The sequence below is a fragment of the Paraburkholderia sp. PREW-6R genome (genome assembly GCF_039621805.1).
Lineage (GTDB): Bacteria > Pseudomonadota > Gammaproteobacteria > Burkholderiales > Burkholderiaceae > Paraburkholderia.
This window is the reverse complement of record NZ_CP155074.1, coordinates 118662-133989: the sequence shown is the minus strand read 5'-3', so window position 1 is coordinate 133989 and position 15328 is coordinate 118662. Positions and strand designations below refer to the sequence as shown.

General features: G+C 60.6%; 13 protein-coding genes. 12 read left to right on the top strand and 1 reads right to left on the bottom strand.

From position 1 onward, the window contains the following. Positions 1-144 precede the first annotated feature (144 nt). The 11 genes from AAGS40_RS15905 (at position 145) to AAGS40_RS15855 (ending at position 12218) form a co-directional block, all read left to right on the top strand. The gene (locus AAGS40_RS15905) at positions 145-2517 is read left to right on the top strand and encodes a bifunctional salicylyl-CoA 5-hydroxylase/oxidoreductase (RefSeq protein WP_345815742.1); all 2373 of its coding nucleotides are present in this window, start codon (positions 145-147) and stop codon (positions 2515-2517) included. Next, entirely contained in the window at positions 2514-3293 is a 780-nt protein-coding gene (locus AAGS40_RS15900; protein ID WP_345815741.1) for an SDR family NAD(P)-dependent oxidoreductase, read from the top strand. The genes AAGS40_RS15905 and AAGS40_RS15900 overlap by 4 nt, the downstream gene beginning before the upstream one ends. Further along, positions 3290-3847, top strand: coding sequence for a MarR family transcriptional regulator (locus AAGS40_RS15895; RefSeq protein WP_345815740.1), 558 nt, complete (start codon positions 3290-3292; stop codon positions 3845-3847). The genes AAGS40_RS15900 and AAGS40_RS15895 overlap by 4 nt, the downstream gene beginning before the upstream one ends. 45 nt (positions 3848-3892) lie before the next feature. Further along, positions 3893-4744, top strand: a complete 852-nt coding sequence (locus AAGS40_RS15890) for an enoyl-CoA hydratase family protein (RefSeq protein ID WP_345815739.1) — start codon at positions 3893-3895, stop codon at positions 4742-4744. Between the two features lies 1 nt (position 4745). Further along, complete coding sequence (locus AAGS40_RS15885) at positions 4746-5954, top strand: acyl-CoA dehydrogenase family protein (RefSeq protein ID WP_345815738.1); 1209 nt, start codon at positions 4746-4748, stop codon at positions 5952-5954. Beyond that, positions 5951-6394 (top strand): thioesterase family protein, encoded by a 444-nt coding sequence (locus AAGS40_RS15880; protein WP_345815737.1) that lies wholly within the window; start codon positions 5951-5953, stop codon positions 6392-6394. The genes AAGS40_RS15885 and AAGS40_RS15880 overlap by 4 nt, the downstream gene beginning before the upstream one ends. Then, complete coding sequence (locus AAGS40_RS15875) at positions 6391-6783, top strand: RidA family protein (RefSeq protein ID WP_345815736.1); 393 nt, start codon at positions 6391-6393, stop codon at positions 6781-6783. The genes AAGS40_RS15880 and AAGS40_RS15875 overlap by 4 nt, the downstream gene beginning before the upstream one ends. 86 nt (positions 6784-6869) lie before the next feature. Beyond that, complete coding sequence (locus tag AAGS40_RS15870) at positions 6870-8510, top strand: AMP-binding protein (RefSeq protein ID WP_345816575.1); 1641 nt, start codon at positions 6870-6872, stop codon at positions 8508-8510. Positions 8511-8550: 40 nt separating this feature from the next. Beyond that, positions 8551-9774, top strand: a complete 1224-nt coding sequence (locus AAGS40_RS15865; RefSeq protein ID WP_345815735.1) for a dienelactone hydrolase family protein — start codon at positions 8551-8553, stop codon at positions 9772-9774. Between the two features lie 102 nt (positions 9775-9876). Beyond that, entirely contained in the window at positions 9877-10554 is a 678-nt protein-coding gene (locus AAGS40_RS15860; protein WP_345815734.1) for a glutathione S-transferase, read from the top strand. Between the two features lie 170 nt (positions 10555-10724). Further along, positions 10725-12218: a DHA2 family efflux MFS transporter permease subunit gene (locus AAGS40_RS15855; protein ID WP_345815733.1), complete on the top strand. Its 1494-nt coding sequence runs from the start codon at positions 10725-10727 to the stop codon at positions 12216-12218. Positions 12219-12235: 17 nt separating this feature from the next. On the opposite strand, the gene AAGS40_RS15850 is transcribed toward AAGS40_RS15855, so the two are convergent. Then, entirely contained in the window at positions 12236-12529 is a 294-nt protein-coding gene (locus AAGS40_RS15850; protein ID WP_345815732.1) for a hypothetical protein, read from the bottom strand. 1022 nt (positions 12530-13551) lie between these two features. Between AAGS40_RS15850 and AAGS40_RS15845 the strand changes: the two genes are divergently transcribed. Continuing rightward, positions 13552-15120, top strand: a complete 1569-nt coding sequence (locus AAGS40_RS15845) for a hypothetical protein (RefSeq protein WP_345815731.1) — start codon at positions 13552-13554, stop codon at positions 15118-15120. Positions 15121-15328 lie beyond the last annotated feature (208 nt).

Sequence of the window (15328 nt, the reverse complement as noted above, 5' to 3'; positions counted from 1 at the left end):
CGACCGTCTCCAGTCAATCGGACTAACGTGCCTTGTCCGATCGGCGTTCCAGTACCCGCCAGCGAGCCTTCTCTGCGTTTACTTGACATCTAAACTATCGAAGCCTAAATTACCCTCCAGAGCAATCTGACGTGGGGAATGAGCATGCGCATCGTCTGCATCGGCGGCGGCCCGGCCGGTTTGTACTTTGGCCTGTTAATGAAGCACCGGTATCCGGCAGACGAAGTGACAGTAGTTGAACGCAATCGCCCCTACGACACGTTCGGTTGGGGCGTGGTGTTCTCCGACCAGACACTCGGCAATCTGCGCGCCGCCGACGCACCCAGCGCCGACGCGATTCTCAACGCGTTCAATCACTGGGACGACATCGAAATCAACTTTCGCGGCCGGCAGATCCGTTCGTCCGGCCACGGTTTCTGCGGGATTGGGCGCAAACGTCTGCTGAATATCCTGCAGGCGCGCTGTGAACAACTCGGCGTCAAACTGGTTTTCGAAACCCAGGTCACGGAGGACACGGCTTACAAGGCCGACCTGATCGTCGCATGCGACGGCGCAAATAGCGCAATCCGTCAAAAATACGCCGCCACGTATAAGCCGGACATCGACATGCGCGATTGCCGCTTCGTCTGGCTTGGCACCAGAAAGCTATTCGACGCTTTCACATTCGCTTTCGAAGAAACCGAATTCGGCTGGTTTCAGGCACACGCCTATCGTTTCGATAACGAAACGTCCACTTTTATCGTCGAGACACCTGAGCGTGTGTGGCGCGCCGCCGGCCTCGACGAGATGAGTAAAGAGGACAGCATCGCCTTCTGCGAGAAACTTTTCGCGAAGTATCTCGATGGCAACCCGTTGCTGTCGAACGCAGCGCATTTGCGCGGCTCATCGCAGTGGATCCGCTTTCCGCGCGTCGTCAACCAGGAATGGGTGCACTGGCGCGACAACGCCGACGGAACGCAAACGCCCGTCGTGTTGATGGGCGACGCGGCGCACACCGCGCATTTTTCCATCGGCTCGGGCACGAAGCTCGCGCTCGAAGATTCGATCGAACTGGCCAACAGCATTGGCGCGCATCCCGGCAATCTGGCCGCGGCGCTTGCGCACTACACCGAGGTTCGCAGCGTCGACGTGCTGCGCATCCAGAACGCTGCGCGCAATTCCACCGAATGGTTCGAGCATGTGGATCGCTACACGTCGTTTGAACCAGAACAATTCGCGTACTCGCTGCTCACGCGTTCGCAGCGCATCTCGCACGAAAACCTGCGCGCGCGCGACCCGATCTACCTGTCCGCCTTCGAAGACTGGCTTGCGAGTCGATCCGGCGTACAACGCGCGCCCGAAAAACATTCAGTCCCGCCTATGTTCACGCCGTTCAGGTTGCGCGGCGTCACGCTGAAAAACCGCGTCGTGGTGTCGCCCATGGCGCAATACTCCGCAGTAGACGGCATCGCCGGGGACTACCATCTGATGCATCTGGGCGCGCGCGCATTAGGCGGCGCAGCCCTCGTGATGACGGAAATGACCTGCGTGTCGCCCGAGGCGCGAATCACGCCGGGCTGTCCTGGCATGTATGCGCCCGAACATCTGACGGCGTGGAAGCGCATCGTCGATCTCGTGCATGCGCAATCCGACGCGAAGATCGGTATCCAGTTGGGTCATTCGGGCGCCAAGGGTTCGACGCGTGTCGCGTGGGAAGGCATCGACCAGCCACTCCGCGAAGGCAACTGGCCGCTCGTGTCGGCGTCGTCGCAACAATATCTGCGCGGTGTGAGCCAGCAGGCGCGTGAAGCCACGCTTGACGATCTGCGCGAGATCCAGGCCCAGTTCGTACGCGCCACGCAGATGTCGGCTGAAGCGGGCTTCGACTGGCTCGAACTGCACTGCGCGCATGGCTATTTCCTTTCGAGCTTCCTGTCGCCGCTCACCAATCAGCGCATGGACGAGTACGGCGGTTCGCTCGAAACCCGGTTGCGCTATCCATTGCAAGTGTTCAAGGCGGTTCGTGCGGCGTGGCCGCAAGACAAGCCAATTTCCGTGCGGATCTCCGCGAACGACTGGGTGCAAGGCGGCACGACACCCGAGGACGCCGTGCAGATTGCCCGCGCGTTCAAGGCGGCAGGCGCCGACATGATCGACGTATCGTCGGGTCAGGTCAGCAAGGAAGAAAAGCCCGTCTACGGACGCATGTTCCAGACCCCCTTCGCCGACCGCGTGCGCAACGAAGCGGGCATCGCCACGATCGCAGTGGGCGCGATTTCCGAGGCGGACCACGTCAACAGTATTATCGCGGCGGGTCGCGCGGATCTCTGCGCGATAGCGCGTCCGCATCTGGCGAACCCGGCATGGACACTCAACGAGGCCGCGAAAATCGGCTACTTCGACGTGATGTGGCCCAAGCCCTATACCGCGGCGAAATCGCAACTGGAACGCAATCTCGAACGTGAACGCGCGCAGGCTGCCGCGAATGCCGGTCTGTCGGCGCAAGAGCGCGCGCAACGCGCGGAGGGCACCACGTGAACAGCACCATGCTTAACCGTGCGCTCGAAGGTCGACACGCGGTCGTGACGGGCGGCGGCAGCGGCATCGGCGCAGCCGTTGCGGAAATGCTGCTCAAGGCCGGTGCGCGTGTCACGTTGATGGGCCGCAATGCCGCGCGGCTCGATTCACAGCGAAACAGGCTCGCCGCGCTTGGCGAAATGGCGTGCATTGGCGTGGATGTCAGCAGCGAATCGTCGGTTGAACGCGCGTTCGCTCAGACGGGCGCTATCGACATTCTGATCAACAACGCGGGCCAGGCGCAAGCGGCGCCATTCACGCAGACCGACATGGCGCTCTGGCAGCGCATGCTCGACGTCAATCTCACCGGCGTGTTCCTTGGCACGCGTGCCGTGCTGCCTGGCATGCTCGAACGCGGCTATGGCCGCATCGTGAACGTGGCGAGTACGGCCGGTCAGATCGGGTATGCGTATGTGGCCGCGTATTGCGCGGCCAAGCATGGCGTCGTGGGGCTGACCCGCTCGCTCGCATTGGAGGTGGCGACGAAAGGTGTCACCGTCAACGCCGTTTGCCCCGGCTACACGGAGACCGAATTGCTGCAAGCATCGCTCGAACAGATCACGAGCAAAACCTCGCGCACCGAAGAACAGGCGCGCGAAACGTTGCTCCGTTCGAATCCGCAGCGCCGCTTTGTCAGTCCGCAGCAGGTGGCCAACGCCGTGTTATGGCTGTGCCAGCCTGGCTCGGAGGCGATGACGGGGCAATCTGTTTCCGTTTCGGGCGGGGAGGTCATGTGAGTAAACCATCGAACATCAGGAAGCCCGTTGCAGCCGACGCCAAAGCGCCGCGCAAAGGCGTGGCGAAACCCGCGGAGAACGTCGTGGACCTCGAAATGAGCACCGGCGCCGATAGTCACATGGGCCTGCGCCTCTGGTTGCGCATGTTGACCACCACGAACCTCATACAGGCCGAATTACGCAAGCGTCTACGCACTGAATTCGACACCACGTTGCCCCGTTTTGATCTGATGGCGCAACTGGAGCGGCACCCCGAAGGCCTGAAGATGACAGAACTGTCGCGCCGACTCATGGTAACGGGCGGCAACGTCACCGGCATTACTGACCAACTCGAAAAAGAAGGCCTGGTGTCGCGCGACACCGACCCGAACGACCGCCGTTCGATCAGCGTGTGTCTCACGCCGGCCGGCCGCAAGGCGTTCGACAAGATGGCGGTCGCACACGAGCAGTGGGTCGTCGAACTGTTCGGCGGCCTGAGTCTCGATGAGAAATCGCGGACCCACCAGCGCCTGGGCAAGCTCAAGCAGCATCTGCTCGACAGCCTCAAAGCCTGATCGCAGCCCATCACACCGCATTGCACGAACACGCAGGAGACACACATGCCACGATCTAGCGCCGACGCATTGCTCGCCGGCAACCAGTTGACACTTGCGGACTACGAAGCCCGACACTTCGGCTGGCAGGTCGCCGACAAAGTCGCGACGATCACGCTGAATCGCCCGGAACGCAAGAATCCGCTGACTTTCGAGTCGTATGCGGAACTGCGCGATCTGTTCCGCCAGCTCGCGTACGCGACGGATGTGAAAGCAGTCGTTCTTCACGGCGCGGGGGACAACTTCTGTTCCGGCGGCGACGTTCACGACATCATCGCGCCGCTGATCGATCTGCCCATGCCCGAACTGCTGCTCTTCACGCGCATGACCGGCGATCTCGTCAAAGCCATGCGCCACTGTCCGCAGCCGGTTATCGCGGCGGTGGACGGCGTGTGCGCGGGCGCGGGCGCCATTCTCGCAATGTCGTCCGATATGCGGTTGGGGACCGCGCGCAGCAAGGTCGCGTTCCTCTTCTCGCGCGTTGGACTGGCAGGCTGCGATATGGGCGCGTGCTCGATTCTGCCGCGCATTATCGGGCAGGGGCGCGCGTCGGAACTGCTCTTCACCGGTCGCTCGGCAAGCGGAGAAGAGGGCCACGCATGGGGCTTCTACAATCGCCTTTGCGAGCCCGCCGCGTTGCTGGAAGAAGCGCACCAACTCGCCGCCCAGCTGGTCGCCGGACCCACTTTCGCGCATGGCATCACAAAGACAATGCTGCACCAGGAGTGGAGCATGAGTATCGACGAAGCCATCGAATCCGAAGCGCAGGCTCAGGCCATCTGCATGAGCACACGCGATTTCGAGCGTGCTTATAGCGCATTTGCAGCGAAGTCGCGCCCAGTGTTCGAAGGAGATTGAATTGAGCGCGACAAGCGAAATGGATTGGCACAGCCCGCTGGCGTGGCCGTTTTTTGAGCCGCGTCATCGCGAACTGGCCGCGGGTATCGAAGCGTGGTGCGGCGCCCATCTTGAACACGTCCAGCACGATGACGTGGATGCGACCTGCCGCAGCCTCGTTCGCCAACTGGGCGAGGCGGGCTGGTTGAGATACGGCGTCGGCGGCAGCGCGTATGGCGGCCACGGCGACACGATCGACACGCGCGCCGTCTGCCTGTTGCGCGAAACGCTGGCCCGACACAACGGTCTGGCGGACTTCGCGCTGGCCATGCAGGGACTCGGCTCCGGCGCAATTTCTCTTGGCGGCACGCATGAGCAGAAAACGCGCTATCTGCCGCGCGTCGCCAACGGCACGGCAATCGCCGCTTTCGCGCTGTCCGAACCCGAAGCGGGCTCGGACGTCGCCGCCATGGCGCTCGCCGCTCGCGAGGACGGCGATGCTTACGTACTCGACGGCGACAAGACGTGGATCTCCAACGGCGGAATAGCCGACTTCTATGTAGTCTTCGCGAGAACCGGAGAAGCGCCCGGTGCGCGCGGCATCACTGCGTTTATCGTCGACGCGCAGACGCCCGGGCTAGAGATCGCCGAACGTATCGACGTGATCGCGCCGCACCCGCTCGCGCGTCTGCACTTTGCGGGCGCACGCGTGCCGCGCAGCCAGATGCTTGGCGCACCCGGCGAAGGGTTCAAGCTCGCCATGCGCACGCTGGACATTTTCCGCACGTCGGTTGCCGCCGCGTCGCTCGGGTTTGCACGTCATGCCATGGCCGAAGGTCTCGCCCGCGCGTCGTCACGGAAAATGTTCGGGCAGACGCTCGGCGACTTCCAGCTCACTCAGGCCAGACTTGCGCACATGGCCTTGACTATCGACAGCAGTGCGTTGCTCGTCTACCGCGCCGCGTGGCTGCGCGATCAGGGCGAAAGTGTCACGCGTGAAGCAGCCATGGCGAAGTGGCATGCGAGCGAAGGTGCACAGCAGGTGATCGACGCCGCCGTGCAGCTTTACGGTGGCATGGGCGTACAAAGCGGCACGGCTGTCGAGATGCTATACCGCGAAATCCGCGCGCTGCGGATTTACGAAGGCGCGACCGAAGTGCAGCAGTTGATCGTCGGCCGCGATCTGTTGAAAGCGCATGCTATTGCGGCCGGCAAAGGCGACATCACATGAGCGCCCAATTCGAAAGGCCGCTACGTATCCGCTTTTCGCACTGCGATCCGGCCGGCATTGTGTTCTTCCCGCAATATCTGGTGATGACCAACGCGCTCGTCGAAGACTGGTTCAATGAAGGCATGAGGATCGACTATGCGCAGATGATCTCGCGGCGACGCATCGGCCTGCCGATCGTCAAGCTCGACTGCGAATTCTCGCGGCCCAGTCAGATGGGTGAAACGATCATGCTGACGCTGAACGTCGTAGCGGTTGGACGCCGTTCGCTCAGCATCGAAATAGTCGGACACCACGACGGTGAAACGCGGTTTCGCGCGAAACAGGTGCTCGTCACCACATCGCTCGAAAGCGGTCAATCGATTCCGATCCCTGCGGATATCGCGAGCGCGCTCGCGCCGTTCGCTCCTCAGCCCGACTCCATCGAGGCGCATCGCTCATGAAAAAAGCTCTTCTTCCGGCCGGCTGGGTTAAACCTCGTGGCTACGCGAACGGTGTCGCGGCCAGCGGCACGCAAGTGTTCATTGCCGGCCAGATCGGCTGGGACGAACAGGCGCGGTTCCAGTCCAGCGACTTCGCGCAGCAGGCCATCCAGGCGCTGAGAAACGTGGTTGCCGTGTTACATGAAGCGGGAGGCAAACCCGAGCACCTCGTCCGCATGACGTGGTACGTCACCGATAAACGTGAATATCTGGCGGCGCTGAAGGATATTGGCCGCGCCTTTCGTGAACTGATCGGCGACTACGACATCGCGATGAGCGCGGTGCAAGTCGTCGCGCTGATCGAAGACGAAGCGAAGGTCGAAATCGAAGCCACTGCCGTCATTGCTTGATCGAGTCCCCACAGTACTGAACGACACACGCAAGCCACCAAGCCAACCCATGCGCATTTAGCCGGCTCAACGCCCGGGAGACCATGATGGAACCGTCAGCACACGTCGATACCTTCGCGCGCGACAATCTTCCGCCGCAGGATCAATGGCCTGTCTTTCTGCTCGACAATCCCGACGTGGCCTATCCGCCGCGCGTGAACTGCGCGACGGAATTGCTCGACAGAACGATCGAAGCCGGCCATCGCGATGATCCCGCAATCTGGTCCGACGTGGAGGGCAACGCGCAAGCCACGACCTATCGCGAACTGCTCGCGCTGGTGAATCGCAGCGCGCACGTGCTGGTCGACGAAATGGGTTTGAAGCCCGGCAATCGTGTATTACTGCGCGGGCCGAACACGTTGCAGATGGCCGTAGCCGCGTTGGCCGCGTTAAAGGCCGGACTCGTCGTCGTGCCGACCATGCCGCTGTTGCGTGCGAAAGAACTGAAGCAGATCATCGACAAGGCACAGGTGAGTGCCGCACTTTGCGACGCGCGCCTGACCGAAGAACTCGCACGCTGCAGCGATCCTCACGACGAGTACTACGCTGCGGTGCTGAAGCAAACCCGCCTTTTCCACGACGACGCCGCAGACTCGCTCGATACGCTCGCGATCAACAAGCCCGACCATTTCGACGCGTGCGATACCGCCGCCGACGACGTGTGCCTGATCGCCTTCACGAGCGGCACGACCGGCGAGCCGAAAGGCTGCATGCATTTTCATCGCGATGTCCTCGCGATGTGCGATCTGTTCCCGCGTCATATTCTGAAGCCGTCGTCGAGCGATATTTTTTGCGGCACGCCGCCGCTCGCCTTTACGTTCGGGCTCGGCGGCATGCTGTGTTTTCCGTTGCGTGTCGGCGCGTCGACGGTGTTGATCGAAAAGCTCACGCCCGAAACGTTGCTGCAAACCGTGGAACGCTTTCACGCGACCATCCTCTTTACCGCACCGACGTTTTACCGGCAGATGGCGCCCCTCGTCGCGCGTCATGATGTGTCGAGTTTGCGCAAGACCGTGTCGGCGGGAGAAGCACTGCCGGATTCGACACGCCGCCTGTGGCGCGACGCGACCGGCATCGACATGATCGACGGCATTGGCGGGACCGAGCTGATCCATATTTTTATCTCCGCTCAGGGCGACGACATCCGCCCGCACGCGATCGGCCGCGCCGTGCCCGGCTACATCGTGCAAGCCGTGGACGACGCAATGGAACCCGTCGCGCCGGGCACGATCGGCAAACTCGCGGTACGTGGCCCGACCGGCTGCCGCTATCTCGCCGACGAGCGGCAACTCAAGTTCGTGCGCGACGGCTGGAATCTGCCGGGCGACTCCGTTTATCTCGACGCCGACGGTTACGTGTTCTATCAGGCGCGCGCCGACGACATGATCGTTTCGGCGGGCTACAACATTTCCGGTCCGGAAGTGGAAAGCGTGCTGTTGCAACACGAAGCGGTGGCCGAATGCGGCGTGGTCGGCGTACCCGACGAGACTCGCGGGCAGATCGTCAAAGCCTTCGTGGTGCTCAACCCGGAATTCGGCGCGAGCGATAAACTGGTCGCGCAATTGCAGGATTTCGTGAAGAATAACGTGGCGCCCTATAAGTATCCGCGCGTGATTACTTTCGTCGACGTACTGCCGCGAACGGAAACCGGCAAACTCAAACGCTTCGAGTTGCGGACAATGAGTTAAGCCCTCTTCCCTGGCAACCCGCTCACATGGAGACACCGTCATGGCTGGTTCCCTGATTGAAGTCGTCGCTCAGGACGGCGGCCGTTTCAACGCTTATGTCGCGCGGCCAGCGCAAGGGTCGGGTCCTGGACTCGTGCTGTTGCAGGAAATCTTCGGCATCAACGAGACCATGAAGCGCGCGGCCGAGCGCTTTGCCGAAGAAGGCTACGTGGTGGTGGTGCCGGATCTGTTCTGGCGCATCAAGCCCGGCATCGTGCTCGGCTACGGCGAAGCCGATATGAAGCAGGCGCTCGCCTATCTCGAGCAATTCGACACCGATCTGGCCGTGGACGATATCGCCGCGACCATCGCCACGTTGCGCGCCATGCCGGAGCAGGCCGGAAATGTGGGCGCGGTGGGCTACTGCCTCGGCGGCAAGCTCGCGTTCCTGAGCGCCGCCCGCACGGACGTGGATTGCGCCGTGAGCTATTACGGCGTCGGCCTTGAATCGTATTTCGACGAAGTGCCCGCGATCCGCTGCCCGATGGTGCTGCATTTCCCGGAAAACGACTCGCACTGTCCGCCTGAAACGCGCGAACGCATCAGCGCGGCTTTGGGCCGAAATCCCCAGATCGAACAATACGTCTATCCGGATTGCGATCATGCGTTCGCGGCGCCAGCGCGTCCAGAGTACAACAAGCCTGCCGCGATGATGGCGTATTCGCGCACGCTCGCGCTTTTGCGCAGGGTGCTTGGCCCGATCTACAACCTGAATGCGCTATGGGAGGCGCACTGCTACTACGAATTCGCGACGCGCGACGTCGAAGCGGTCATGCCCACGATGGTCGCGCAACCGTATGTGAATCATGTGCCAACCATGACCGGCGGGGTGGGCTACGACAATCTCAAGCGGTTTTATACGCATCACTTTGTCAATTCGAATCCGCCGGATACGAAGCTGATTCCCCTCTCGCGCACAATCGGCTCTGATCGCATTGTCGATGAATTTATTTTCAGCTGTACGCATACGTGCGAAATCGACTGGCTGCTGCCGGGCGTTGCGCCGACCGGCAAATATTTCGAAGTACCGATGCTCGCGGTGGTCAGCTTTCGAGGCGACAAGCTTTATAACGAGCATATCTACTGGGATCAGGCGTCGGTGCTCGTGCAGGTGGGTCTGCTGAACCCCGAAGGGTTGCCGGTGGCTGGAATCGAAAGCGCGCGTAAGTTGCTGGATGAAACGTTGCCGTCGAACGGGTTGATGGGAAGCAAGTCGCGCGTGTGAAGGGAGCGCAGTGCCTGGACGCGCAGCGTGTTGCGACTAGAGCCCCGCCTCTGCGCAACATCCTTATGATGTGACACTCCACTGGCCCACGATCTTCGACCTATGCTGACTGTCCATCATCTGAACAACTCCCGCTCGCAACGCGTGCTGTGGCTGCTTGAAGAACTGGGCGTGCCGTATGAAATCAGGCGCTACCAGCGCGATCCGAAGACGATGCTCGCGCCGCCCGAATTGCGCGCGGTGCATCCGCTAGGCAAATCGCCCGTGATTACCGACGACGGTCAGACCATCGCGGAGTCGGGCGCCATCATCGAGTATCTGGTCGAAAAGTACGGTCAGGGACGTTTCGCGCCCGCACCGGGCACGCCGGAACGGCTGCGCTACACCTATTGGCTGCATTACGCGGAAGGCTCGGCGATGCCGCCGTTGTTGCTCAAGCTGGTCGCGTTGCGTATTGCAAGCGCGCCCATGCCGTTCTTCGCCAGGCCGATCGCGCGCAAGATCGCGGACACGCTGCAATCGAGTTTCATCGATCCGCAACTGAAACTGCACCTCGGCTACATCAATAAGGAGCTGAGCGCGACTGGCTGGTTCGTCGGCAATAACTTTACCGCGGCCGACGTGCAAATGAGCTTTCCGCTCGAAGCAGCCACCGCGCGCGGCGGTATGGAAGGCCAGATACCCGCGATCATTGAGTTTCTCAAACGCATTCACGCGCGCCCGGCTTATCAGCGGGCACTCGAACGCGGCGGCAAGTACGAGATTATTGGCGGAGATTGAGCGCCGCGTCGCCCAGGATTCGTAGAGGTGACGCGAAAGTGGCGAATGTTAGGCTGAAAATCTCATTGCGCTGAAAGAGTGGCCGACTCGATTACGGGCTTCTCGCCTGGGCGGCGAGGCGCTTCCGGCATCGTGCGGCATCAGGTTCAGTTCCGGCGAAGGAGTTGTTCATGACGCATTCGATCCACGGCAAACAACGCTGGCTCGCACTGGCTGTGCTGTGCCTCGGCGTGCTCATGATCGTGCTGGACACGACGATCGTGAACGTGGCGTTGCCGTCCATTGCGGCCGATCTGGGTTTCAGCGAAACGTCGCTCGTCTGGGTGGTCAACGCGTACATGCTGACTTTCGGCGGCTGCCTGCTGCTCGGCGGACGGCTCGGCGACCTGTATGGGCATCGCCGGCTGTTTCTGATCGGCATCACGTTTTTTACGCTGGCGTCACTGGCTTGCGGCATGTCCACTTCGCAACTGTTGCTGGTGTCCGCGCGTGCCGTCCAGGGCGTCGCGGGCGCGATCGTCTCGGCGGTGTCGCTGTCGCTCATCATGAATCTATTCACCGAGCCCGGTGAACGTGCGAAGGCGATGGGCGTATATGGGTTCGTGTGCGCGGCCGGCGGCAGTATCGGCGTGCTGCTCGGCGGCCTGCTCACCCATCTGCTGAGCTGGCATTGGATCTTTCTCGTCAATCTGCCAATCGGGATCGCCGTCTACGCGCTGTGCGTGGCGCTGCTTCCGTCCGCGCGCGGTCATGCTCATGGCGAGCGACTCGACGTGGCCGGAGCGATATGCGTGACGGCTTCGCTGATGCTCGCGGTCTATGCGGTCGTGAACGGCAACGAAGCCGGCTGGACATCGCTGCAGACGCTCGGCCTGCTGATCGTCGCGCTCGGGTTGCTGGCCGCGTTCCTTACGATCGAAGCGCGCGTGCAGCATCCGTTGATGCCGCTGGGGCTCTTTCGTCTTCGCAATGTCGCGACCGCGAACGTGATCGGCGTATTGTGGGCGGCGGCAATGTTCGCGTGGTTTTTCATATCCGCGTTGTACTTACAGCGCGTGCTCGGCTACGAGCCTCTGCAGGTTGGGCTCGCATTTCTGCCGGCGAACCTCATCATGGCGTTTTTCTCGCTCGGCTTGTCGGCGCGCGTGGTGATGCGCTTCGGGCTGCGTCGTCCGTTGGCGGTCGGATTACTGGTCGCGGCGTGCGGCCTCGCCTGGTTTGCGCGGGCGCCGGTGAACGGCAGCTTCATCGTCGACGTGTTGCCCGGCATGATGCTCCTCGGCTTCGGCGCAGGCATCGCGTTCAATCCCATGCTGCTTGCGGCGATGAGCGATGTCGATCCGGCCGATTCGGGTCTCGCATCAGGCATCGTCAATACGTCGTTCATGATGGGAGGCGCGCTAGGACTCGCTGTACTGGCGAGCCTTGCCGCTGCACGCAGCGAGGCCATGCTCGCATCCGGCAATGCGGTCGCGGCGCTCAATAGGGGTTACCACGTTGCGTTTGTGTTCGGCGCCATTTTTGCGGCAATCGCGGGGGTATTGGGTGGCTTGCTGCTACGGGCCGGCCGTCCGGGCGATGCCATCGCCGTCGCCGCTGCGCACGAAGGCGCTGAAGATCCGTCCGACGCATCCAGTGCCCGGACTGCGACCGGACGCTATTGACCACCGGCCCGCGACCGTTACTGCGGCCAGCTACGCGGTCTCATCGCCGGGATGCCGCTTTCGTGCGATATGACGCCGAAGAAACGATCAAAAAAGCGCCATGCTTTATAGAACGTTATTGAGCAAAAAATCGACGCTCGACGGCAGGGCGGATAGCGAATACTTTCCACGGCTTCAATTAGCTCACCAAGGTCGGCGCCACAACCGACTTTCGTATTGTTCGTAGATTGGGCGAGCGTCGATCGATTGAAGCGACGCGCAATTGGAAAAGGCGCATGAAGGAAAAGCGGCTTCTCCACTGAAACCATCACCAGTTCTCACGCCCCCTCATTCGCGTATTGGTTCGTTGCCTTTTTCGCCGCCTACGGCTCTACCCGTTTGGACCGGCGCACGAACACGGGCGTCAGGCGTCAGGCGTCAGTTTCAATGTTACGCACCATGCATCTGGGCGCTTGCACAAGCGGTAAGGTTGTCCTCATCCGTCGGTATCGCCAGAAATCGGCTAGCTTTTTTCCGCCAGCGTCTCGGAGCGCTCCGCTATGTGAAATCGGAACTCACAGATCCGCGAGCTACCTCATCTTTGCGTGCGGAGCGTCACGTTGCTTTTGACGGGCCGGACCCCTAAGCATGTGCTATGCCAATTCCACGCTACGTTTGGTGTAGCAGCACTAGCGCTTACCCTACTAAAAAGCGTAATTATTACCTTTACAAACCGAATGGTCTTTCCATTGGAAATTCTTGCAGAATTCATAAGGACGACTCAATTGACATGTATCGGTATTTTCTACTTTAAATAAATAGGGTTAGAACACAATATATAGAATAATTACTTTTCTCTGATCATCATAAGAAAATACCAATTTTTGCGAAGCGCAAGACTTCCAAGAAACAATCGTGCTTTTTTGGCGGATTGAACCAGCTTTTACTGTTTTCCCCCGCCACCTCGGGTACTATTTACCCCAGTCGCAGCGAACAAGGCAAACATTACCGAAGTTCATGCAAACGCTGGCGGTGAAACGTTTGCTTCAAACGCGGCACGGGGATTTTTGGCAGACATCGGCGCAAGCCGATTCATATGACGAATAACGGCGTGGACGCAATATTCCGTTATTCGCCGATATGGGTCCGCTAAAAAATATCAGCGTTACCAACCCTCTATTTCGGCTGCTCCGGCAATGTCCGATCTAAAAGAAGCAAAAATGATTTGCTCACTTATTAGCTCTACTAATTAGCGCGCGGCCAGATTGGCGCGTATTTACATACTCAAAAAGCTCCATACAAATTGCTGGGGTTTTTTTATCGGGAATACGTTCCCGACAGTGGAATTTTTGTCATGCTAAAACGACGTCAATTTATCAGTGGCCTTGCGGCAATCGGTGGAAGTTATCTGTTGAGCGCCTGCGGCGGCGGGGGCGGCGCTGACGGCAGCGGCACGAGTGCCAGCTCGGCCATCACCAATGCAACGGCGCATGCCGCCGCTTCGGCAAGCGGTACGATCATCCCGCCGGCAAGCTCGATTATCGACAGCACCGGCGCTATCTGGACGCTTTCGAACGGCGTGGTGTATCGCAACGGCGCAAAGGCCGGCAATACGTACAACACGTCGCTGATCATCTATTACGGCACCGGCATCTATTGCAGCGGCTCCGGCGGTCAGTTCTACTCGTGGAATGGTTCGGGATGGGTGGCCTGCAACGACCCGCGCATGGGTGGCACCTCTGCTGACGGCACCACGCTGCCGGCTTCGCCGTACATCATCGACAAGTCCAATGCGGTGTGGACGCTGGTCAATGGCGTGGTTTATCGCAACGGCGCCACGGTCGGCAACACATACAACGTATCGCTGCTTCTCTGGTACGGCGGCCGTGTGTGGCTGTGCGGCACGGGCGGCCAGTTTTATGTGAACGTGGACGCGCGCAACTTCACAGCGCAATGGCTGCCCTGTAATGATCCGCGTATCGCCGTGGCGCCTGTCGCGGGCATGTTCTACGGCGTCAACGGTCACTTCGACTACACCTACACGCCGGCTCAGCTCGTCTCGCTCGTCAAGGGTCTGGGTTGCACGTCGTACCGGGTGGGCTGCACGGCCGACGCGGTTCAACTTAACGCAGTGGTGAAGATTGCGCAGGCATTCCAGGCTGCAGGCCTGAAGCTGCTCGTTCTGATCAACCAGGGCGTGACGGACAGCAGCGGCAACCTGTACGCGAATGAAGTCGCGGCTTACCTGGGCAACATGGCAGGCGCAAAGACGATCGCGTCGGCATTGGCACCGTATGGCGTGACCATCTATGAATGCGGCAACGAATTGACGCGCCAGAACGCGACCGTCATGAACTTCTCGTACGCCGGCTCGCTGGCCATGGATTTCAACAACACGAACTGGCCGATCATGCGCGGCGCCATGCGCGGCATGATGGACGGCGTGAAGTCGGTTCAACCGTCGGCGAAATGCGCAATCAACTTCTGCGTAGCGGACGTCGGCGCAGCGGACGCATTGTGGGAAGGCACGCAACCCGATGGCACGTCGGGTCATCAGACGCTGCGTTGGGACATCACCACGTGGCACAACTACGATGCTTACGGTGACATCTTCAACATCGGCACCGACGGCAACGGCCCCGGCTTCGACCTGCCCACGTATTGCAAGGCCCGTTACGGCGTGCCGTTCATGATTACCGAGTGGAACACGGGTCCTGACCAGTCCGAATCCTTCCGCGCGAACTATATTTCGCAGCAGTTGGGCGAGTTCTACCAGGCACGCAAGACGCACAACATTCAGTCGGTGATGTACTACGTGCTGGATAGCGGCAACCAGACGTACGGCATCATGGTCAACGGTTCGCCGATCAGCCAGCCCTACAGTGCGTTCACCGCTTTCACGTCGGCCAACCCTGACATCTAACCGATTTACGGCGCGACCTCGCGCCTGACCCTCTCCGACGTCGATAAACTGGGCCTCTTCGCCTCGCGAAGAGGCCCAGTTTCTTTTACACGCCTACATAAGGTATTCGACCTGCCGACGATTCGATCTGCATGGAAAAGCAGTTGACATTCAACATTTTCGGACTGTATTGCCCGAGTTTGCGCCGCCGCCCGCTCATTTTTCGGAT